25 protein-coding genes are annotated in these 20,142 nt (G+C 29.7%); 23 read left to right on the top strand and 2 right to left on the bottom strand.

Going from position 1 to position 20,142, the window contains the following annotated elements:
• Positions 1–119 precede the first annotated feature (119 nt).
• From PZA12_RS13945 to PZA12_RS13930, 4 genes are read left to right on the top strand one after another with little or no spacing between them, the layout of a single operon-like run.
• Positions 120–434, top strand: coding sequence for a PTS fructose transporter subunit IIB (locus PZA12_RS13945; RefSeq protein ID WP_041896754.1), 315 nt, complete (start codon positions 120–122; stop codon positions 432–434).
• 30 nt (positions 435–464) lie between these two features.
• Positions 465–1,544, top strand: a complete 1,080-nt coding sequence (locus PZA12_RS13940) for a PTS fructose transporter subunit IIC (protein WP_078115421.1) — start codon at positions 465–467, stop codon at positions 1,542–1,544.
• A gap of 27 nt (positions 1,545–1,571) precedes the next feature.
• Complete coding sequence (locus PZA12_RS13935; RefSeq protein ID WP_078115422.1) at positions 1,572–2,426, top strand: class II fructose-bisphosphate aldolase; 855 nt, start codon at positions 1,572–1,574, stop codon at positions 2,424–2,426.
• Positions 2,427–2,486: 60 nt separating this feature from the next.
• Positions 2,487–3,353: a ketose-bisphosphate aldolase gene (locus PZA12_RS13930; protein WP_078115423.1), complete on the top strand. Its 867-nt coding sequence runs from the start codon at positions 2,487–2,489 to the stop codon at positions 3,351–3,353.
• Between the two features lie 63 nt (positions 3,354–3,416).
• Here the strand turns inward: PZA12_RS13930 and PZA12_RS13925 are convergent, their stop codons facing one another.
• The gene (locus PZA12_RS13925) at positions 3,417–3,614 is read right to left on the bottom strand and encodes an NAD(P)H-dependent oxidoreductase (RefSeq protein ID WP_103698536.1); all 198 of its coding nucleotides are present in this window, start codon (positions 3,612–3,614) and stop codon (positions 3,417–3,419) included.
• A gap of 643 nt (positions 3,615–4,257) precedes the next feature.
• Here PZA12_RS13925 and PZA12_RS13920 point away from each other — a divergent pair.
• The 19 genes from PZA12_RS13920 to PZA12_RS13830 all read left to right on the top strand — a co-directional run bounded on the left by PZA12_RS13920 (position 4,258) and on the right by PZA12_RS13830 (position 19,023).
• Positions 4,258–5,430: a stalk domain-containing protein gene (locus PZA12_RS13920; RefSeq protein WP_103698537.1), complete on the top strand. Its 1,173-nt coding sequence runs from the start codon at positions 4,258–4,260 to the stop codon at positions 5,428–5,430.
• Between the two features lie 692 nt (positions 5,431–6,122).
• On the top strand, positions 6,123–6,614 hold the full coding sequence (locus PZA12_RS13915; protein WP_017210572.1) for an RNA polymerase sigma factor: 492 nt from the start codon (positions 6,123–6,125) through the stop codon (positions 6,612–6,614).
• Positions 6,601–7,764: a hypothetical protein gene (locus PZA12_RS13910; RefSeq protein ID WP_103698538.1), complete on the top strand. Its 1,164-nt coding sequence runs from the start codon at positions 6,601–6,603 to the stop codon at positions 7,762–7,764. The genes PZA12_RS13915 and PZA12_RS13910 overlap by 14 nt, the downstream gene beginning before the upstream one ends.
• Before the next feature lie 312 nt (positions 7,765–8,076).
• On the top strand, positions 8,077–8,469 hold the full coding sequence (locus tag PZA12_RS13905) for a bleomycin resistance protein (RefSeq protein WP_103698539.1): 393 nt from the start codon (positions 8,077–8,079) through the stop codon (positions 8,467–8,469).
• A gap of 306 nt (positions 8,470–8,775) precedes the next feature.
• Entirely contained in the window at positions 8,776–9,270 is a 495-nt protein-coding gene (locus PZA12_RS13900; RefSeq protein ID WP_103698540.1) for a kinase, read from the top strand.
• A 33-nt stretch (positions 9,271–9,303) separates the two neighbouring features.
• On the top strand, positions 9,304–9,648 hold the full coding sequence (locus tag PZA12_RS13895) for a cupin domain-containing protein (protein WP_103698541.1): 345 nt from the start codon (positions 9,304–9,306) through the stop codon (positions 9,646–9,648).
• A 42-nt stretch (positions 9,649–9,690) separates the two neighbouring features.
• Complete coding sequence (locus PZA12_RS13890; RefSeq protein WP_103698542.1) at positions 9,691–10,083, top strand: cytidine deaminase family protein; 393 nt, start codon at positions 9,691–9,693, stop codon at positions 10,081–10,083.
• A 78-nt stretch (positions 10,084–10,161) separates the two neighbouring features.
• Positions 10,162–10,638 (top strand): hypothetical protein, encoded by a 477-nt coding sequence (locus PZA12_RS13885; RefSeq protein WP_103698543.1) that lies wholly within the window; start codon positions 10,162–10,164, stop codon positions 10,636–10,638.
• Positions 10,639–10,669: 31 nt separating this feature from the next.
• Positions 10,670–11,359 carry an HAD family hydrolase gene (locus PZA12_RS13880; RefSeq protein ID WP_103698544.1) on the top strand — a complete coding sequence of 230 codons (690 nt, stop codon included), beginning with the start codon at positions 10,670–10,672 and terminating at the stop codon, positions 11,357–11,359.
• 33 nt (positions 11,360–11,392) lie between these two features.
• On the top strand, positions 11,393–11,626 hold the full coding sequence (locus tag PZA12_RS13875) for a hypothetical protein (RefSeq protein WP_103698545.1): 234 nt from the start codon (positions 11,393–11,395) through the stop codon (positions 11,624–11,626).
• 13 nt (positions 11,627–11,639) lie between these two features.
• Positions 11,640–11,903, top strand: a complete 264-nt coding sequence (locus PZA12_RS13870) for a hypothetical protein (RefSeq protein WP_078115431.1) — start codon at positions 11,640–11,642, stop codon at positions 11,901–11,903.
• Between the two features lie 156 nt (positions 11,904–12,059).
• The gene (locus PZA12_RS13865; RefSeq protein ID WP_103698546.1) at positions 12,060–12,992 is read left to right on the top strand and encodes a homocysteine S-methyltransferase family protein; all 933 of its coding nucleotides are present in this window, start codon (positions 12,060–12,062) and stop codon (positions 12,990–12,992) included.
• 113 nt (positions 12,993–13,105) lie between these two features.
• The gene (locus PZA12_RS13860; protein ID WP_103698547.1) at positions 13,106–13,453 is read left to right on the top strand and encodes a TIGR04076 family protein; all 348 of its coding nucleotides are present in this window, start codon (positions 13,106–13,108) and stop codon (positions 13,451–13,453) included.
• A 193-nt stretch (positions 13,454–13,646) separates the two neighbouring features.
• The gene (locus tag PZA12_RS13855) at positions 13,647–14,162 is read left to right on the top strand and encodes a GNAT family N-acetyltransferase (RefSeq protein ID WP_103698548.1); all 516 of its coding nucleotides are present in this window, start codon (positions 13,647–13,649) and stop codon (positions 14,160–14,162) included.
• A 251-nt stretch (positions 14,163–14,413) separates the two neighbouring features.
• Positions 14,414–14,890, top strand: coding sequence for a hypothetical protein (locus PZA12_RS13850; RefSeq protein ID WP_242984846.1), 477 nt, complete (start codon positions 14,414–14,416; stop codon positions 14,888–14,890).
• 121 nt (positions 14,891–15,011) lie between these two features.
• Positions 15,012–15,830 carry a MerR family transcriptional regulator gene (locus tag PZA12_RS13845; RefSeq protein WP_103698549.1) on the top strand — a complete coding sequence of 273 codons (819 nt, stop codon included), beginning with the start codon at positions 15,012–15,014 and terminating at the stop codon, positions 15,828–15,830.
• Positions 15,831–16,062: 232 nt separating this feature from the next.
• On the top strand, positions 16,063–16,878 hold the full coding sequence (locus PZA12_RS13840; RefSeq protein WP_206490926.1) for an MBL fold metallo-hydrolase: 816 nt from the start codon (positions 16,063–16,065) through the stop codon (positions 16,876–16,878).
• 841 nt (positions 16,879–17,719) lie between these two features.
• The gene (locus tag PZA12_RS13835; protein ID WP_103699321.1) at positions 17,720–18,349 is read left to right on the top strand and encodes an HD domain-containing protein; all 630 of its coding nucleotides are present in this window, start codon (positions 17,720–17,722) and stop codon (positions 18,347–18,349) included.
• On the top strand, positions 18,328–19,023 hold the full coding sequence (locus tag PZA12_RS13830) for an alpha/beta hydrolase (RefSeq protein ID WP_103699322.1): 696 nt from the start codon (positions 18,328–18,330) through the stop codon (positions 19,021–19,023). Before PZA12_RS13835 ends, PZA12_RS13830 begins: the two co-directional genes overlap by 22 nt.
• Positions 19,024–19,106: 83 nt before the next feature.
• Here PZA12_RS13830 and PZA12_RS13825 read toward each other — a convergent pair whose 3' ends face one another.
• Positions 19,107–19,664, bottom strand: coding sequence for a DUF5662 family protein (locus tag PZA12_RS13825; protein ID WP_078115441.1), 558 nt, complete (start codon positions 19,662–19,664; stop codon positions 19,107–19,109).
• Positions 19,665–20,142: the final 478 nt, after the last annotated feature.

Raw genomic sequence — 20,142 nt, 5'->3', positions numbered from 1 at the left:
AGCGGGAGATAACGGCTGCACGCTCCTGGAAAAGTTCAACTAAATTCAGTTGGAGTATAAAACTCCACCTGAAAAGTTTCACTTTATATAAATAAAAAATAAAAGGGGGACAACTTTATATGAAAATTGTAGGAATAGCAGCTTGTACATCTGGGATTGCACACACTTATATAGCAAAAGAAAAATTAGTACGTGCTGCAAAAGCATTGAACCATGAAATCCATATTGAAACACAAGGAACAATTGGGACAGAAGATGAACTTAGTCTTAAAGAGATCGAAGAAGCAGATGTAGTGATTATCGCAGCAGATATTAAAGTAGGAGGGAGGGAGAGATTTAAAGGAAAGAAAGTTATTGATGTCTCAACAGATATTGTAATTAAAGCTCCAAAAGCACTTATTAATAAGATTCAGCAAGATTTAGGGTCAAAGTAAAAATTTTGTGAAAAGGGGAGAGAACTTATTATGTTAAAAAGATTACAATTAAAAAAACATGCTATGACAGGTATATCATACATGCTTCCACTAGTTGTAGCATCGGGTCTATTAATCGCCATCGGTAATTTAGCAGGAGGAAATCCATCATTAATTTCTGATTATAAAAGTTCTTATAATGTTTGGCAGGCTGCAGTTTCACTAGGTGTATTTGGTATGGGATTGTTACCTTCAGTTATGGGTGCTGCCATTGCATACTCTATTGCAGACCGCCCTGGTATTGCACCAGGTTTATTGATGGGTATGGTAGCCAATGCTATGGGTGCTGGTTTCTTAGGTGGAATGCTTGGAGGTTATCTTGCAGGTTATTTTGTAAATTATCTAAAGAAAGTCATAGTTGTACCTAAGTGGGCCCAAGGGTTATTGCCAATGATGATCATTCCATTAATATCTTCTGTAGTCATAGGATTAGTTATGTTTTTTGTAATTGGCAGGCCTATAGCAGCAGCTTCAGCTGCACTTACAAATATGCTTAACAACATGCAAGGGGGATCAAAAGCCGTGTTTGGTGCTATTATGGGTGCTATGGCAGCGTTTGATTTTGGTGGGCCTGTTAATAAAGTTGCATCTCTTTTTGCAGATGGACTTCTATTACAAGGAGTTTATGGTCCAGAAGCTATTAAGATTTGTGCTTCTATGATTCCACCTTTTGGAGTTACATTATCATGGTTAATAAGAAGATCTAGATATACTAAGGGTGAGTCAGATAATATAAAAATAGCATTTCCAATGGGTATATGTATGATTACTGAAGGTGTTATCCCTATTGCAGCAGTTGATCCACTTCGTGTAATTTTCTCTTGTTCTTTTGGTGCAGCTGTTGGCGGTGCGTTAATCATGCTATTAAATGTTGGATCTCCAGTTCCATCAGGAGGAATGTTTATTGTACCCGCAATGCAAAATCCAATTGGTTTCTTAGTAGCATTAGGTGTTGGATCAGTTATTACAGCAATTTTACTTGTAGCTCTTAAAAAAGACGCTAAAGAAAAAATATATGAAGAAGAGGAAGAAGAGGAACAAGTGGATTTATCAGGTATAGAAATAAAATAAATATTCGTATAGATAAGGAGAAGTGCTATGTATGTTTCTATGAGAGAAATGCTGAAAAAAGCAAATGAAGAAAATTATGCAGTTATGGCTATTAATTGCTTTAATTTGGAGACAGCAAGAAGTGTAATTAAGGCTGCAGAGCTAGAAAATGCACCTATTATAATCAATTTATATCAAGAACATTTAATTGATCACTGTGATAGTGAACTAATAACTCCTATTGTGAAAACACTAGCGAGTAGAACATCTATAAATGTAGCCTTAAACTTTGATCATGGACAAGAAGTTATATTTTTAAAAAAAGCAATAGATGATGGTTTTTCATCAGTAATGGTAGACGCATCACGCTTTGGATTGCAGGGAAATATCGACATGACAAGAGAAGTTGTAAATTATGCTCATCCAAAGGGTGTTAGTGTTGAAGGTGAAATCGGGTGCTTGGGTGCTACAGAAGGGCGTGCATTTACAAATGATCATATGTATACGAATCCAGAAGAGGCATTAAAGTTTGCTAAAGAAACTGGAATTGATGCATTGGCAATATCAATTGGCACGTCGCATGGAAATTATCCTGATGGAATGATACCAGAATTTGATTTTGAAAGATTGAAAACTATTAAGGAATTAACAAAAATGCCACTAGTACTTCACGGAGGTTCTGGCTCAGGAAGAGATAATATTTTAAAGGCTGTTAAATATGGTATTAATAAAATTAATGTTGGTTGTGATTTTATGAATGCAAATGTTGAAGCTATAAAAACGATACTACAAAAAGATCCAAACATTAACTACTATGTCCTAATGCATAAAGTTGAACGAGAAAGTATCGAATTGGTGAGAAGTTACATTAGGTTATCAGGGTCAAATAATAAAAATCAGTAGTAAAGATATTCAATGTAATAATTTTGAAATACAAATTGAAATAAAAAGGAGAATGATATTATGTTAATAAATATGAAAGAGTTGTTATCTGTAGCTCAAGAAAATAAATTTGCTGTGCCAGCTTTTAATACAAGCAGCAATATGATTTTAAGAGGTGTAATGGAAGCTTGTAAAGAAAAACAAGCTCCAGTAATTATTGCAATACATCCAGATGAATTGTCATTTGTAGAAGACAGCTTTATAGCAAGTGTAAAGGAAGAAGCTTTTAAATCAAATGTACCAGTAGTTATTCATTTGGATCATGGTGGAACTTTTGAGCAGATTTTAAGAGCAATAAAATGTGGGTTTACATCAGTAATGATTGATGCTTCACATATGTCCTTTGAAGAAAATATTGCAATTACAAAAAAGGTAGTAGAAGCAGCACATCCAATTAATGTTTCGGTTGAAGCTGAACTTGGAACTATAGGGACAACTGGTAATGGCGGAGAATATGGAGCTGATGAAATAATATATACAGATCCAGAAAAAGCAAAAGAGTTTGTTGAAAGAACTGGTGTAGACACTCTAGCAATTGCTATTGGTACATCTCATGGAATTTATCCTAAAAATATGAAACCAAAATTAAGATTGGATTTATTAAAAACTATAAGAGAAATTGTACAAATTCCATTAGTATTACACGGAGGATCAGCTAATTCAGATGATGAAATTGCTGAGTCTGTAAAATTAGGAATATCTAAAATAAATATTTCTAGTGATATAAAAGATGCATTTTATAAGAAATGCCGTGAAATATTAACAGAGGATTTAGGTGCTCGTGAACCAAATGCAATTTATCCACCATGTATAGAAGCTATGAAGGAAGTTATTTATCATAAAATAAATTTATTTAATGATCAAGACAAAGTAAAATATTACAAATAAAAGATAAAAAAGCGAATTTCATTAAATAATTTTCCCGTGTAAATAGTCTGTGTCTACTTCATTTCAGTATTTAAACGATGAGATAAAGTGGACACAGACTATATTACTTTCATTAATGGCATCTATATTCCAATCAGGATATTCTTTGTACAGTTCATGAATGGTAATTTCATCAGGATATTTAAGTAATTCTCTCTTCCATACTTTATTTACTTTTGAACTCTCTATATCTGGATGAGCTGAAATAACAAGTGTTTTCATATGTTTTCTCCTTTTCACATTAGTATTTTTATAATAATATTTTACGATGCCTGGTTATATATGTAAATACACACAATAAAGTAACAATGTTACTTGAAAGTAAGTATAGAAGAATGTTAGTATGTTATCAAGAAAAGTACACTATAGATAGCAGGCAATGTAGATATGCTTAAAATATACCATTATTTATATATAAGAAGTTCATTAAAACGATAAGTAATAAGTAATGATATTCATATATGGCCTTTTTATTTACTTAATAATAGTAATATAAAAGAGAACTATCATATGATTCTTAAAAAATACACATAAAAAATCTTTGATTCTACACCAACCTAAAAATATTTATAAAAATTTTAATTTTTTTGCAACACTTCTCTAAGTTGGATTGTATTACTAATATAAAGGCAATCAAAAAATAACTAGTCCATCTGTCAGCTTATATTCAATCATGCTTTTTAGGCAGATAACACTAATATGTCCGGTCCACTATGAGTGCTATTTGTCTTCTTGCCTGATATGCTCATGGCAATTTTGGACTTGTTATTTTCTTTCAAGTGCCTAAAATGAAAAATTAATACGTGAGCACATAAAAATAAATATAATATTAGATTGTGCGAGCTTAGAAGGAGAAGATAAGATTATGAAAAAATTAATGATAGGTTTATTAACAGCAGTAACAATTGTGGGGATGTCAGCTCAAGCATTTGCAGCAGATGATATATCAAGACACAAATCTAATCCAGCGAATATTATTGATGATACTGTTCCAATATCAAGCTATGCACCTAAGGATGTTGATATTAACAAGGTAGCAATATGCGGAAAAAATATTGAAATTGGAAGAAATGGAGTTTTAATATATAAAGGCAAAATTATGGTTCCACTTAAATTTACAGCAGAAAGTCTTGGTTTTAAAGTTGAAGCAGATAAGGATAATAAAACTGTAAGATTAGACAATGGTAAAATTAAAATAAATGTTTATGTAGGAACAGATGGTTTTGGGTATACAAGTACTGATCCTGATACTATGGTATTAGCTGTGATGCATGTATTAGGTGCAGAAACTATAATAGATGATAATACTATATACGTGCCAATAAATTTATATAATTCCATATTCAATGATCAAAAAACAGTAGGAAGCTTTTTTGTAAGAGATAAAGATGGACAATGGATTTATTCAGCTAATGGGGAGTTAGCAGTAGGATGGAAATTAATAAATAATAAGTGGTATTTCATGAATAATAATGGCATAATGCAAAGAGGATGGGTTCAAACTAATGGCCATTGGTACTATTTATTAAATAATGGAGAAATGGCTGCAGGCACAGTAACCCCAGATGGATATAAAGTAGATGAAAATGGAAAATGGGATGGTAAACCAGCTGCTACAGTAGTAAATAAACCTGAAGATGCAGATGATATAATAAGTCCTATTGAGAGATTTGATACTATAGACGAAGCACAAAAAGCATTAAAATTTAAGATTACAGTGCCAAAAGAATTATTAGGTAAATACAATATAAAATATATAAATACTATATCAAGAGATTTATTTCAAATATGCTATGTAAACAAACAAAATGACATCATATTTAGAATGGGACAAGGAACTTATGATATAAGTGGTGATTATAACAACTATAAAATCAATAATACTGTAAATTTAAACGGAATCAATGTAAAATTAAAAGGAGATGACAATCTTATTAAAGTTGCCGTTTGGAGCGTAAATAATATGTCATATTCTATCTCACTAAATGATGGTATGAAACAAGATGATATTATTAATATTGTAAAAAGTACTTTTTAGTTATACGGAAAATCAACACAAAGACCTAATTTGTGCCTCAAATGATAGAAATTCAATACATATTTCTTCATATGGATTGATGAAATTTTTACTGGAATGTTCTAAGAAGAAGGTTTTATCTATTTATGCATATTTCATAAACAAGTTTTAGATATGCAATATCTAGGACAACCTCTATCTAAGGATATTTACTAAGATAAATTTCAAGTAACACCATAGCAAATATGTATCTGGTTTCTATCTAGAGGTTCAAAACAGGTTTTGTAAAAAAATATAGATACATATTAACCAAGTTTATGATTATATATTCTAGCAAATAATTCTCATTACATATTATTATAATTACAATTAAATAAAGTAAGTTAATCAGAACTTGTATTAGAAAGAAATTTAAATAACAAGTAACATAAGTAGAGACATGAATAATAAGGAAGAGTTAATTTTGGGACTATGGATAAACAGTTTGAAATATAGATTTAAGCAATACTATAACTTTTGATATGGTATTTATTAGATAAACATATTTAGTTGCTAAAATGGTGAAATCTACACCTTGGAATCTTCGGCGATATTTTCATAGCTTTTCGGAACAAAATATTTATGATTTCGGTAAGTTACCACATAAATTTAGTTTTAAAGTTGAATATCTACAATACATTGTTGTGCTACTGGATGGAAGGATGAGTTTTTTAATGAAAGATGTTTCATTGCGTACGGATGAAATTATTTCACAAGATTTAGATCATTATGGAGATATGCTGCTGAGGCTTGCATATTCATATATGAAAAATATATACGATGCAGAAGATGCTGTTCAAGATGTTTTTGTACAATTGCTTAAAAATATAGAGATATTTGAAAGCGACGATCACAAAAAGCATTGGCTTATTTGTGTTACCAGAAATATATGCAAAAATAAGTTGAAATCAGTATGGTTTAAAAAGCATGTAGAGTTAACTGATATGCCCTATTATGATGAATATAAAGATAACAATGTTTTAAATCAGGTTATGAAACTTCCACTGAAATATAGAGAAATTATTCATTTATATTATTATGAAGGCTATACTACGGTTGAAATATCAAATATAGTAAATAAGAAAGAAGCTACAGTAAGATCATTACTTAGCAGAGGAAGAAATATGTTAAAAATAGAGCTGAAGGAGGAGTATGATTTTGAGTAAGAAATATAAAGAAGAACTAAATAAAATAGTGATGAATGATGATATGAAAAAAAGAATACTCCAAAATGTTTTGGCTGAAAATAAAAATGATAACAATGAAGAAAAAGAAATAAAAGTTGAAACTACTATGCCAAAAGTAAAGAAATATAATGTTAAAAGAAATATGCAAATGGCGGCAGCCTGTGGTGCAATACTTATATGTTTAAGTGTAGCTAAAAGTTATCCTATGCTTTTCAAACATGCGTCTAATGATTTAGAACAGACTGAAGTGGAAGAAAATCATGAGGATAAGAATAATGACTTAAAATCTAGTGATGATAGTGAATTGATCTATAATAATGATAGTAAAGAAGCATCTGACAGTGATCATAAAGAAGAGATAGCTGTAAATCAAAATAATAGAAATAATAATAAAAATGATAATAACTATAATAATGGCAGTAATCATGTGAACAAAAATACCAATAATGCCTCAAAAGCTGGGCAGGAAGTAAAAAACAATTTACAATCTAACTCAGGATTAGAGGAAAAGAAGAGGCAGACATCCGAAAATAATAATAATGATAATAAAGTTACTGATAATAAGGCTATAGAAAATTCAAATACTTCTTCAAAAACGAATCATAAAGATGATAATAATAATAAAGAAGAAAAAAATCCAACAAGCACAGATCAAAAAACAGCTCCAGAAGATGTAAAGGAAAATAAAATATCAGAAGATGATACAGATGATAGTGTCTCTAGTACATCGGTTGTAATGGACAAAAATGTAGGTTATAGTCAAGAATATAAGACATTAGATGAAGCGGAAAAAGCATTGAATTTGAAAGTAAATCCATTAAAAACATTGCCTAATGGATTTAAAGTAGAAAATGTAAGTGTTATATCAAATGAAATGATACAAGTAGATTATAACAATGGTAATAACAATATGATTTTCAGAGCAGGTAAAAGCACTGATAATATAAGTGGAGATTATAATACCTATCAAGTTAAGAATACAGTAAAAGTAAATGGTATAGACGTAACTCTTGAAGGAAATAAAAATGAAGAGTATAACTTAGCAACATGGAAAAAGGATGATATATCATATTCAATTTCAACTGAAGATGGTATTAATGAAAAGACAATGTTAGATATGATAAGTTAACTATACTATTTTTAAAGCTTATAAAACCATGAGGTATCTTATAATGATATTTCATGGTTTTAATTTATCTGAGAACATATATAGGTGTTTATATAACTTAGGTAATATATATAAATACTTGGTCTAAGTTTATAATATCGCCAGTAAGAGAAGTAATATGTTGGCACTTAAACAATACTTATTTACAAAATATGCTATAATTTATGGATAGCAAGGGTTGACTTTAGGAATAATCACTACTTTAAAACAAATAAAAACAATGTCAAAAGTCAACAAAAGCGCTATCAATATAATATCTTTAGGAGAATAATTATGAAATTTAATGCATTAATACCGGAATTATCAGTATCTAATATTGAGTATACAAAACAGTTTTATATATCAATTTTAGGGTTCAAATTAGAATATGAAAGAGTAACTGAAAAATTCATATTCTTATCTTATGGTGAAAGTCAATTTATGTTTGAAGAAATTCATTTAGACGGATGGATTGTTGATATTTTAGAATACCCACTAGGCAGAGGAATAAATTTCTCCATAGCTTGTAGTGATGTTGAAAAATTATACGAGGTCGTTAAAAGTAACCAAATCAAAATTTATAGGGAATTAAAAGAAACAACATATCTTTGTGATGGAGAAGAGCACATTCAGAAAGAGTTTCTTATACAAGATCCAGATGGTTATTTGTTGAGATTTACAGATTAATATGCAATAATCCTCAAAATATTTCAGTGCGATGGAAAAGCTATTACAAAAATTGTAAGTGAAGTGATATAAAGGCGAGTAGAATTAACTTTTTATAGTTAACGATCGATTATTATCAAATATAATGGACAACACTAATTTTTTCAGATATTTAGTGTTGTCATTTTTATAAAAAATAAATCAGAACTGATTCTCGTTAATATTTAATTAGCATTTTATTTACATAATATGCTATAATTAGTTAGATATGGACAGTGATTTAATTAACTCAAAACAGAAAGACATTGGGGGATGGAGTGGTAAATAGTGGCGAAGTTAATAATTCTAAGAGGCAATTCTGGAAGTGGTAAGACTACTACAGGAAAAGCTTTGCAGAGAAAATTTGGACACGACACAATGCTAATTTCGCAAGATGTTGTTAGAAGGGACATCCTATTTGCAAAAGATGGACCCAATCCCAAAGCAGGTGAATTAATATTTGAACTTTCATTATACGGCAAGAATCATTGTAATATAGTAATTTTAGAAGGAATTTTAAATTCAAAGTGGTATAAAAAATTATTTCAAGATTTATCAGATGGATTTAATAATCAAATCTTTGCATATTATTTTGACATACCATTTGAGGAAACTTTAAATCGTCATAAGCAAAAGTCCAATTCACATGAATTTGGAGATAAAGAAATGAGAGAATGGTGGAACGAAAAAGATTTATCAGATGTTATTTCAGAAGTATGCTTACATGAAGAATTAAGCCTAAATGAAATAGTGGATATAATCTACCAAGATGTTATAAAGTAAAGGATAAATTCAAATTATAGGAGTAGTTGCAGCATGGAAGATTTTCCTGAGTTTATGAAAATAGAAAGGAATAAAATCCCATCGGAACAGCAGAATACGAGAGATATTGAAGGGTATTATTTTGAGGAAAAAGACGGTAGCCAAATGGCATTCTGGACATACTATTCTGACAGAGAATCGAAGGAACAAACACATGAATTTGATGAATATACGGTTTGCGTTTCAGGACAATATATAGAAATAGTTAATGGTATAGAACATGTTTTAAATCCTGGCGATGAGATTTTAATGCCTAAGGGAACACCACATTACGGCAAATGTATTGCAGGAACTAGGACAATTCATGCATTCGGTGGAAAGAGAATTCAAAAAGATTGATAGATAAATCTAAATACTAAATTAAAGATTAAGGAGAGCAATATGGAACAAATATGGGAAAAGCTTTATAAAGAAGCCATGAATGTAATAAATCCACATGAAATTTCAAGTACTATGCGGGTTGGAAGCGTTGCTTCAGCTGTGCTAACAAAAAAAGGAAGTATTTATACAGGGATTTGTATCGATACAAATAGTTCATTAGGGATGTGCGCCGAGAGAAATGCTTTATCAACAATGCTCACAAATGGAGAAAATGAAGTAGATAAAGTCGTTTCTGTTTATAAGGATGGTAAAGTTATACCTTCTTGTGGTGCATGCAGAGAATTTATGATGCATCTTGGAAAAGATTCAGATAACATTGAAATATTACTTGATAATCAAGGAAGGTCAATCAAGCTAATTGACTTACTGCCAGAATATCCAAGATATAAATAGTTTTGTGATATTTGAATTATAATTTCTAATTAAATACTGGGTATTATAAATAGTAATTTGTAGAGGAGAAAGAATAAAATGAACTATCCTATTCCTAGTCATATTAAAGAGTTTTTTCAATTAGCTGATTCCAATAACAGCGAATATAAAGTAAAAGGGAAATTAAAATGTTCTTGTGGTACTGAGAACTTTAATGTTTATCAAAGCAACAACAAAATGATTGTAAAGGCAACATGCAAAAAATGTAACAAAGAAATTAGTATTTTTGACGATGGAAAGCATGGATGGAACGGTTTTGTATGTAAGTATGATTCTTTAGATAGAACTCAATTGTTTGAGAAAGTAATTTGTGAAAAATGTAAAAAAGATGCTTTCGTAATATCAATGGAAATTTATTCGCAAGGAAAACAGGATTTTATCGACGAATGTGTCAGTAACGATGATTCTTTTTCAGAAGAAGATTGGGTTGATGGTTTTGAATGGATATGCATTTCGCTAAGTTGCGAAGAATGTAATAATCATAGTGAGAATTGGATGGAACATGAGACGATGTAATATAATAGTTTTTGGCAAATGGAGGTAAGAGATGATTTTCTTTGATATAGATGATACATTATTAGATCATAAAAGTTCTGAATTACTTGGTGTAGAATCATTTTATGAGGAGTATAAGCATTACTTTAAGCTTGGAAAAGAAATGTTTTACAAACTTTGGTGTCAGATATCAGATAAATATTTCAATAGTTACCTTAAAAGAGAGATGACATTTGAACAACAACGTATTGAAAGGATGAAGTCTCTATTTAGATATTCAAATATTAAACTTGGAGATGAGGATGCTAATATCAAATTTAAGAAATACTTAATTAACTACGAAAAAAATTGGAAGTCATATAACGATGTAGTTCCTTGTCTAAAGTATTTATCAAGAAAATATGAGCTTGGAATTATTAGTAATGGAGATCTTAATCAACAATTATTAAAGTTAGAAAAAATGAATATTAAACAATATTTTACCAATATTTTGACGGCAGGAGAAGTTGGAATTTCAAAACCAAATATACAACTATTTAATATTGCTTGTAATAGAGCTAATAGGCAACCACAAGAATGCTGCTATATTGGTGATAATTTGTATACAGATATTATTCCTTGCGAAAGAATTGGTATGAATGGTATTTGGTTAAATCGGAGGGGAGAAACAATTATTGTTAATAATATAAAGACTATTTCTAATTTAAATGATTTAAAAAGCATTTTTAATAAAAAGATTTAATAAATATAGTATTTAGATAAAAGGGGGAAAGGAATGATAAAATTAGGAAATGCACTTATCATTTTAGCATTTATAGCCGCTTTATTTTTTGCTGTTATTGCAACAATTAGAGGATATAAAGGGATGAAGATGAGTAAACGCTTTGATACATCAGATAAAAAAGTAAAAGTTAGTTATTGGTTACTTTCTGCTATACATATGTGGCTCGGCATTTTGATAACATTATGTTATTTGATTGCAGGCGTATTCATTTTAAATAAATTATAGGAGAGGTGATATAATGGGATTTATAATTTTCTTTCCATTCTTTGCAGCTATAATTGGAATTATCATTGCTCTTATTTGTTTTATAGGAACAGGCTTGATAATTATCGGTGGTACAGGCATAGCGATGAATAGAATATACTTGAAACAGAAGAAAACAAAAGACAGCGCATTAAATTTTTCATTTAATATAGGTTCAATAATTTTAGGAAGCATATTTATATTATTTCCTTTAGGATGTGTTTTATATGGTATTATTTTTTCATTAGCATCAAAATAAGAGTATAAGCAGTGTTTATATAATAAACATAATCAGTAGTAGACTTAATATAAAATATTCTATTGTTATATATAAAATTTAATGAGTGACTGTAAGTTAAATATCTAGCCAATGGCGTGAAAAATTTTAAAAGCTGAAATATAAAGAGGAGTATATATGGACTTTCAAACTTGCTTTGATAAATCTTCGTCTATTTTAATGGAGGGAGCTTTAGGAGAGAGATTAAAAAGAGAATTTAATATTAGATTTGATGATAAGGTTGCGATGGCTGGTTTAATTTATGATTATGATTCAAGACAAGCCATGTGCAGTATTTATAAGGAATATCTGAAAACTGCTGAAAAATATGAATTTCCCTTTATTGTAACAACACCAACAAGAAGAGCCAATAAAAATCGTGTCTTAGAATCTGAATTTACTGAAAAAATAATAGAAGATAACGTGAGATTACTACAAAAAATAAAAAGTAATGCAAAGATAGATATGTTTGTAGGAGGTTTAATGGGATGCAAGGGAGATGCATATAAAGCTAGTGATGTCTTATCAATAGATGACGCAAAGGAATTCCATTCGTGGCAGGCAAATTTATTTAAAGAATCGGGAGTAGATTTTCTATTTGCAGGTATTATGCCTGCGTTGTCTGAAGCTACTGGAATGGCAAAGGCTATGGAAAGTACGGAATTGCCATATATAATTAGTTTTATGATTAGGGATGATGGGCGACTAATAGATGGAACTACCATTAATGATGCAATTTTACATATAGATAATGCTACAATTAAAAAGCCGATTTGCTATATGGTAAACTGTGTTCATCCAGCAATATTAAAAAAATCTTTATCTTATTCTTTCAATAAAACAAAATTAGTTAAAGAAAGATTTCATGGAATACAAGCAAACACTTCGCCATTATCCTCAGAAGAATTAGATAATTCTACTGATTTGAAATTTTCTGATAGTGCTAGTCTTGCTGATGATATGATGGATTTATATAAATATTTTGTTCCTAAAATTTTAGGAGGTTGTTGTGGAACTGATAATACTCATATAGAAGAAATAGCGAAAAGGTTAAAGTGTAAAAAAGTATGAAATCTGATGCAATTAAAATAAAAAGAAGAGGTCGTCTAATATCTTCTGATTCAAAAATGGCAAATGAGTGTTAAATAATAGTAAACATATAAGTTATAATTTGGAGGGTAATTATGAAAAAATGGTATGATGAAGAGTACGAATGGGAAATTGAGGTGACAGGATTTCTTCGAAGTGACCACACAGAAAGGTATTGCCGAAACGGCGAGGAAGTTGGTGATAAGTATACTTGCACCTATGGTTGTCCTGTAAATAATGATGGACAAGGTATATGTTCAAAAGTAATGATGATTATGTTTCCAATCATGGAGGCTGTCAGAAGTGGTGGGGATTTAGAGAATATTGGTGGAGATAGTAAGTATACTAAAGATGTTATATGTCCAGATGGCTGCGTTATATTTAAAATGACGGCGAAGAAACTTGAAAATGAGAATTTTTATAAAGGGAAGTTTTTCGATTAGCTTAAATTTATATTATGTTAAGTTTACAGATAGTCCAAATATATAAATTCAGTTTGGTAATCTGGAAAAGAGGAGTTGAAATTTGAATTTTGTTCTATTATAGGGTGACAGAATGGAAAATGTACCATTGAATACTGATTTTGTAAACATTTAATATTGAACATTATAAATAGTCAACTGGAGGTGAATTGATATGAATTTAAGATTGGCTAATTTAAATGATTTACCCAAACTCAAAGCTATGTATGGAAACATAATTGATGATATGGACAGAAAAAACATACCAATTTGGGACGAAATATATCCGTGTGAGTTTTTCAGCAAGGATATTGAAAATAATCGCCTTTATTTATTGGCTGAAAAGGATGATAATATAGTTGGCTCATTTGCATTGTGTGAATCAAATGCCGGAGAGAGTTTTGTAGAATGGGAGAATTCCAATGGCAAGGCATTATATATTGAACGCTTTGGAGTTAATGTTGATTATTCAAGACAAGGAATTGGCAGTATAATGCTTGAGCATGCCATTACACTAACTAAGCAGATGAACGTTAAATATTTAAGGCTTTTTGTTGTTAATATAAATAAACCAGCCATAAATTTATACCTAAAAAACGGATTTAGGCTAGTAGATGGAATCTATGAAGAAATAATCGATGCAAACCTTACATTGCATGAATATGGATTTGAAATAAACGTATTAAGATAGCACAAATTTTAATTTCTCTAAGCAGGCAAAGCCAGATTATTATGTTACTAATGGATTTTCTTAAAAGGATTAGAATTATTATAGCTCTTATTAGTAACATAGTATATTCATATGTATTTTATTTCTAAAACTTTAGTAGATTGTTGTGAAACTCACAATGTTCATATAGAAGAAATAGCAAAAAGATTAGATTTTCCGGATTAATTTTAAAATGGAAAAAAATAAGATATACAGCATACAAAGAACTTTCTATGAGGTATGAACAAAGAGACTTAGCTAAAGAACTTTTACTTCAGGGTAGTTTTGAATATTATAAAGAATTAAAAGAAATCACAGAAAATGAAGCAAGTTTCTATAGTGATTTAAAACAAGAACTTAAAAATCATAATGGTTATCAGGCGAAGAGGATTTTTCTTCAGATAATATTAGAAGAAAATGATTTGGATGAAATAATGGAATATGTAAGAGACAATCCAACAAGTATCGATAGCTATGCAGAAATTTTAATGTCTAAATTTAAAGATGAGGTTATAGAAATTTATAAAAAATACATAATGTTTGAAGCAAGTCGGGCTGCAAATAGAAGTCATTATAAAAATGTGTGCAGAATAATTAAAAAATATAAAAAGATTGCAGGAAAGCAAAGTCAAATCCCAATAGTTAATGAATTAATAGCTTTATATAGAAAGAAACCAGCATTTTTAGATGAACTTAGCAGAATTAAATAAAGAATTAAGACAATATTTTTTCGTAAGATAAAATTAAAATGTAAATAATAAAATTACCTCTTGACTTTAACCTTAACTGGAAGGTTTATACTATGATTGTCGACAGGAAGGAGAATTAATTGTGTACACCATTGGGCAGTTTTCTAAAATTGGGAGAGTTTCAACTAAGACACTTCGTTATTATGATGAGATCAATCTGTTAAAACCTATACATGTGGACAGCGATACTCAGTACAGATATTACGCATATGAACAGGTTTTAAAACTTCTTTCTATATCTGAATTAAAAGAATATGGATTAAAGTTAGAAGAAATTAAAGCCATTATGGATAAGGAAGATGCTGATTTGCTTAAAAAGTTTTTGCAGAACAAAATTGCTGAGATTAATAAGGAAGTCCAAAATAGCTTGAAACTCAAGAATTCTATTGAACAAAAAATTAAGAAGATTGAGTTAGGAGGCAATATTATGGAAGCTAAGAAGGATTTAAAAGTTGAATTGAAGGAAAGAAAGTCGTTAATTGTTATAAGCAGGAGAACAATTACAAGTATGAGCAATATAAGTAGTGTTATAGGAAAGGTATTTGAGGACATCTTCAGGATGAATCTTAAGCCATCGGGGCCAGTAATGACAATTTATCATGATAAGCAGGAATTTGATGTGGAAAATGCAGATTGTGAAGCTTGTGTTCCCGTAAATAGAATGGTGAATGCAGAGAAAAATGAAAATATAAAAGAACTTGCAGGAGGTCTGGTTGCATCCACAACTTTTGTTGGACCTTATTCAAGGCTTGGAGAAGCTTATGCTAAAGTTGTCAAATGGATTGAGGATAATGGCTATAAATATAATGGAGCTCCTTTTGATATTTATTTGAATGGACCTCAAAGCGTTAAAAATCCAGAAGAATTTGTTACTGAGGTTTGCTTTCCAATTAGTAAATAATATGTAGATGGGCAATAAAAATTTAAGATTTATTTTTAATTAATAAACTAATTATAGTAAAATATAATATAAGTGAAAACAGAGTAACTTTCAATATTAAAATTGGATTTTTAATTTTTAGAAACATTACGAGAAGGTGAAATTATGAAGATATTTTTACGTATGCATCCTAAGAATAGAGTATCCTCTGTGCAAATATAAAATTAATATTGTACAGAGGGGTGCATATTAGATGAATAGATTAAATAAGCCAGTTATTACGAAAGAAACAATCAAAGCAATGGAGGATATGTCGTTTTTCATTCATGCTAAGATTTTTGACGATTTGCTTATTGTTGCACAAAAAGAAACAAATTGTTTTGTATTAAAGACAAGTGATGGGCTTATAGTGATAGATGCTATTTGGCCATCAAAAAAAGCCTTTGAAGCGATAGTTAATTCGATTAAATCTGTAGGATGGGATCCTGATACAATAAAAAAACTTGTTTTGACTCATGGTCATGTTGATCATACAGGGTGTGGAAAATGGTTTATTGATAAATACCATGTCCAAACATACCTTTCCAAAATAGATGATATTTTTTGGGAGGAACATCCAACGAAACCTAATAGACCAGAAACGTGGAAAGATTATAAAATTGATGTTTATGTTAAGGATGGAGATACAATAACATTAGGTAATAAAACAATGCATGTTTACTGTACTCCAGGTCATACTCCAGGAGGGTTAAGCTATATATTTCCTGTAGAAGAAGATGGCAAACTTCATATGGCAGCATTATGGGGTGGTACTACACCACCATGGACAAAGAATGAAGTTAAAGAATATATCAAATCATTGGATTATTTTATTAGTGAAGCAATGCGTAAAAAAGTAGATGTGGCTTTAAGCAATCATACATCTGTAGATAATGGCTTGGAGCGTATCACATATTCAAAAGTAAGAATGGACTACATGCCGAATATTTATATCATCGGACAAGATGGATTTAAAAATTACTGTCAAGTATTTAGGACATTAAGTTATGATGCGCTAGAAAGATTATGAGTTGCAACATGAGATCAATGAAGTTAAATTTTTATTAGTGCAAAACCTTAAAAAGTTGATATATGTTTTTAATATCACATTATTCAAAACAATATATGAATAGTGTGATATTTTTTGTTACGGAGGTATAACATGATTCCTTTTATAATAATTTTTATATTTACCATTCTAAGCACAATCTACATAGATAGATTAGTAAGCATTAAGTTTCGAGATGAAAGAAGATCTGTATGGAAAGCTATACATATAGTTGCTTATATAATAATATTTATTCCTTTGCTGTGTATAACATACTTAGTATCTGACGGAAACTTAATTGAAATTGGAATATTGTTTCTTAGCATATTATTATATTTAAGCTTTAAAAAATATAATAAGCCAGGGATTTAATTATATGGCATAGCATAATTTAAACCCTGTTAAAAATAAACAAGTTTTCAAAGTTTCCATTAAAAATTCTTTTAAAGAAACATAGTTTCAAACAAAACTTTTTTACAATGTAAAAATGAACGAATTTAAGAATAAAAAAAGTTAACAATTTATTGGAAACATAAGGGCTCAGAGATGTTAAAAAGCTTTTGAGAAATAATATAATCTAAAAATTTAGAGGATGAGATATTTATTTTTGGTGTGTTTAGCGATAAATATAAATGATCTAATTAATATTTAATTCGGTAAATAAAAAATGTACTACTAGAAAACATAATAGTATAACATTTACAAAACATGCTATAATTTACTTATAAACAAACATCATATTCATAGAGTATTAAATAGTGATTTAAGCAACTGAAATCAGAATAATAAATTAGAATTTATATGATACATTTAGGAGGATAATATGTTTCCAAGTAGAGAAGTGGCTGAAAAAGAATTAGAAATAGCAGGACAATTAAATCAAGGACCATGGACAGAGCATTCTATAAATGTTGGATTAGCAGCGCAAATTATTGCTAAAAAATGTAGTGATCTTAATCCAGACAAAGCTTATGTGCTAGGACTTCTTCATGATATAGGTAGAAGATATGGCATAAGTGCAAGAAGACATGGCATTGACGGATATAAATTTATGTTGGAAAAGTGTTGGGGTGAAGTAGGAAGAATTTGTTTGACACATTCATTTCCGATTCCTGATTTTGATAAAGAAATAGGACAAAATGATATGAGTGATGAAGAAAGTAAATTTGTTAGAAAATATATTAATGATTTAACCTATGATGACTATGATAGATTATTAATTCTTTGTGATTCACTTGCGGACGCTCAAGGATTTTGTATGTTAGAAAAGCGATTTGTTAATACTACAAGACGCTATGGAACTTTTCCATTTACTGTAGAACGTTGGAATGCAACATTTGAAATGAAAGAATATTTTGAAAAGCAAATGAATTGCTCTATATATGATATTCTTCCTAATATAAAAGAAACAACATTTATGGAGGCGCCATTATGGAAACCACCAGTAAAATAGAAATAGATAATATTCCAGCGATCTTATGGGGAGAACCTTCAGATAAAATATATATATTTGTTCATGGAAAAATGTCTAGCAAAGAAAGTGCACATGAGTTTTCACAGATAGCATCAGAAAGAGGATATCAGGTTCTTAGTTTTGATCTCCCAGAACATGGTGAAAGGAAAGATAAGAATTATCTATGCAATGTTTGGAATGGGGTACATGATCTCGAAAAAATTGGAGCATATGTACAAGAAAATTGGAAAGAAATAGACTTATTTGGGTGCAGTCTTGGCGCGTATTTCAGCTTGCACGCATATAAGGACCTTCCAATAAAGAAATGCTTATTTCAATCACCAATTGTTGATATGGAGCATCTTATATGTAAAATGTTTAAATGGTTCAATGTTACAGAAGAGCTACTTAGAGAAAAAAAGGAAATATCTACTCCTATTGAAACCCTTTCATGGGATTATTACAGCTATGTAAAAGAGCACTCAATTAATAAATGGAATATACCTACTGCAATTATTTATGGATCAGAAGATAATTTTCAGAGTCATGAGGTTATAGATAATTTTTCAAAAAGATTTAATAGCCATTTAACCGTATCAATTGGTAGTGAACATGACTTTCATACAGAGGAACAATCACAAGTTATCACAAAGTGGTTGAAAAAATACATCTAAAAGTAAGCCTGGATTTGCATTCTACAAATCCCAGCTTATAAGAGGTTATAACCATATTGGGGAGCAGCTCAAAGAAAAATAAACTAGAGTGTTTTACTATAAAATTTTTCTGTATTTTTCAGAATGTTGTTTTTAACATATGAAAAAGTTTTGTCTTCTCCTTCATTGGCTAGTTTATTAAGCAAATTTTCTAAAAGAGCACGTACATCTTCATGTAATACATAATAATGTTTCCTATTTTCGTAATAACTAAGAGGACTTTCATCAGTATATTTTTCTTTTAAATAATTTTTTGAAGCACAAACCCTGTCTATAAACATTTCTACAACATAATTAACAGGCATTTTCATTCCTTTAAGACCTTCTACTTCATTTACTCCATAATCAATCCAATACTCGAAATGATGCTTATTTCTACCCTTATGATGTAGCCATGCTGATGAATATCCTTCAACAGCTTTTTGAACACCATTAGGACTTGCATACCCCTTATAATACTTTATTCCAGCTGAAAACTCTACAAACGAGTACTTTGATAAATCATGAAGGAATCCTTGTTTATATAAACCTACTTTAAAACAATATTTCATAACTAATAGTTTATGGTTAGTTATAGTTTTAAAATGATTAATAAAATTCATAATTATTATTTTCTCCTATCTGAAACTAGGCTTATGTTTAAATCTACTGAAGTAATACATATTTTTACTTTGAAACACTGTTAAGATACTTAGCATAAATATATATTACCAATTTCGGTGAAGTTATATTTATAGGCCTAGGCTATAGTTTTCCTATATATTTTGCAATTCACAATGCACATTTCACAATTCACAATTACGGATAAAATTCTTGTAGTATTTTTAGAATTATGATGAAGGATTATTTTTGCAATATATATATTATATATTTTTTGTGTTTAAACATAAAGAATTAAAACTCAGAATAAGAATAATGAAAATATCTAAGAATTATAGATAACTAAACTAAGACCTGAACTTATGAGTGTGCCTCACCGAAATGAATAACGCACTTTTGTTCCAAAAAGCTATGAAAATATATTTATGATTTCTGATTGAAAGATATTTCATAGTTTAATTATAGTTTATGATTATGTTA

Source organism: Clostridium beijerinckii, assembly GCF_036699995.1.
In the GTDB taxonomy this organism is placed as follows: domain Bacteria; phylum Bacillota; class Clostridia; order Clostridiales; family Clostridiaceae; genus Clostridium; species Clostridium helianthi.
Note: the sequence above shows the minus strand (reverse complement) of the source record. Positions and strands in the feature narration are given on the sequence as shown.

What these genes read in the sequence shown, in the direction of transcription:
- PZA12_RS13945 (WP_041896754.1), top strand. Translation starts at nt 120, where the DNA reads ATGAAAATTGTAGGAATAGCAGCTTGTACATCTGGGATTGCACACACT.
- PZA12_RS13940 (WP_078115421.1), top strand. Translation starts at nt 465, where the DNA reads ATGTTAAAAAGATTACAATTAAAAAAACATGCTATGACAGGTATATCA.
- PZA12_RS13935 (WP_078115422.1), top strand. Translation starts at nt 1,572, where the DNA reads ATGTATGTTTCTATGAGAGAAATGCTGAAAAAAGCAAATGAAGAAAAT.
- PZA12_RS13930 (WP_078115423.1), top strand. Translation starts at nt 2,487, where the DNA reads ATGTTAATAAATATGAAAGAGTTGTTATCTGTAGCTCAAGAAAATAAA.
- PZA12_RS13925 (WP_103698536.1), bottom strand. Translation starts at nt 3,614, where the DNA reads ATGAAAACACTTGTTATTTCAGCTCATCCAGATATAGAGAGTTCAAAA.
- PZA12_RS13920 (WP_103698537.1), top strand. Translation starts at nt 4,258, where the DNA reads ATGAAAAAATTAATGATAGGTTTATTAACAGCAGTAACAATTGTGGGG.
- PZA12_RS13915 (WP_017210572.1), top strand. Translation starts at nt 6,123, where the DNA reads ATGAAAGATGTTTCATTGCGTACGGATGAAATTATTTCACAAGATTTA.
- PZA12_RS13910 (WP_103698538.1), top strand. Translation starts at nt 6,601, where the DNA reads ATGATTTTGAGTAAGAAATATAAAGAAGAACTAAATAAAATAGTGATG.
- PZA12_RS13905 (WP_103698539.1), top strand. Translation starts at nt 8,077, where the DNA reads ATGAAATTTAATGCATTAATACCGGAATTATCAGTATCTAATATTGAG.
- PZA12_RS13895 (WP_103698541.1), top strand. Translation starts at nt 9,304, where the DNA reads ATGGAAGATTTTCCTGAGTTTATGAAAATAGAAAGGAATAAAATCCCA.
- PZA12_RS13890 (WP_103698542.1), top strand. Translation starts at nt 9,691, where the DNA reads ATGGAACAAATATGGGAAAAGCTTTATAAAGAAGCCATGAATGTAATA.
- PZA12_RS13885 (WP_103698543.1), top strand. Translation starts at nt 10,162, where the DNA reads ATGAACTATCCTATTCCTAGTCATATTAAAGAGTTTTTTCAATTAGCT.
- PZA12_RS13880 (WP_103698544.1), top strand. Translation starts at nt 10,670, where the DNA reads ATGATTTTCTTTGATATAGATGATACATTATTAGATCATAAAAGTTCT.
- PZA12_RS13875 (WP_103698545.1), top strand. Translation starts at nt 11,393, where the DNA reads ATGATAAAATTAGGAAATGCACTTATCATTTTAGCATTTATAGCCGCT.
- PZA12_RS13870 (WP_078115431.1), top strand. Translation starts at nt 11,640, where the DNA reads ATGGGATTTATAATTTTCTTTCCATTCTTTGCAGCTATAATTGGAATT.
- PZA12_RS13865 (WP_103698546.1), top strand. Translation starts at nt 12,060, where the DNA reads ATGGACTTTCAAACTTGCTTTGATAAATCTTCGTCTATTTTAATGGAG.
- PZA12_RS13860 (WP_103698547.1), top strand. Translation starts at nt 13,106, where the DNA reads ATGAAAAAATGGTATGATGAAGAGTACGAATGGGAAATTGAGGTGACA.
- PZA12_RS13855 (WP_103698548.1), top strand. Translation starts at nt 13,647, where the DNA reads ATGAATTTAAGATTGGCTAATTTAAATGATTTACCCAAACTCAAAGCT.
- PZA12_RS13850 (WP_242984846.1), top strand. Translation starts at nt 14,414, where the DNA reads ATGAGGTATGAACAAAGAGACTTAGCTAAAGAACTTTTACTTCAGGGT.
- PZA12_RS13840 (WP_206490926.1), top strand. Translation starts at nt 16,063, where the DNA reads ATGAATAGATTAAATAAGCCAGTTATTACGAAAGAAACAATCAAAGCA.
- PZA12_RS13835 (WP_103699321.1), top strand. Translation starts at nt 17,720, where the DNA reads ATGTTTCCAAGTAGAGAAGTGGCTGAAAAAGAATTAGAAATAGCAGGA.
- PZA12_RS13830 (WP_103699322.1), top strand. Translation starts at nt 18,328, where the DNA reads ATGGAAACCACCAGTAAAATAGAAATAGATAATATTCCAGCGATCTTA.
- PZA12_RS13825 (WP_078115441.1), bottom strand. Translation starts at nt 19,664, where the DNA reads ATGAATTTTATTAATCATTTTAAAACTATAACTAACCATAAACTATTA.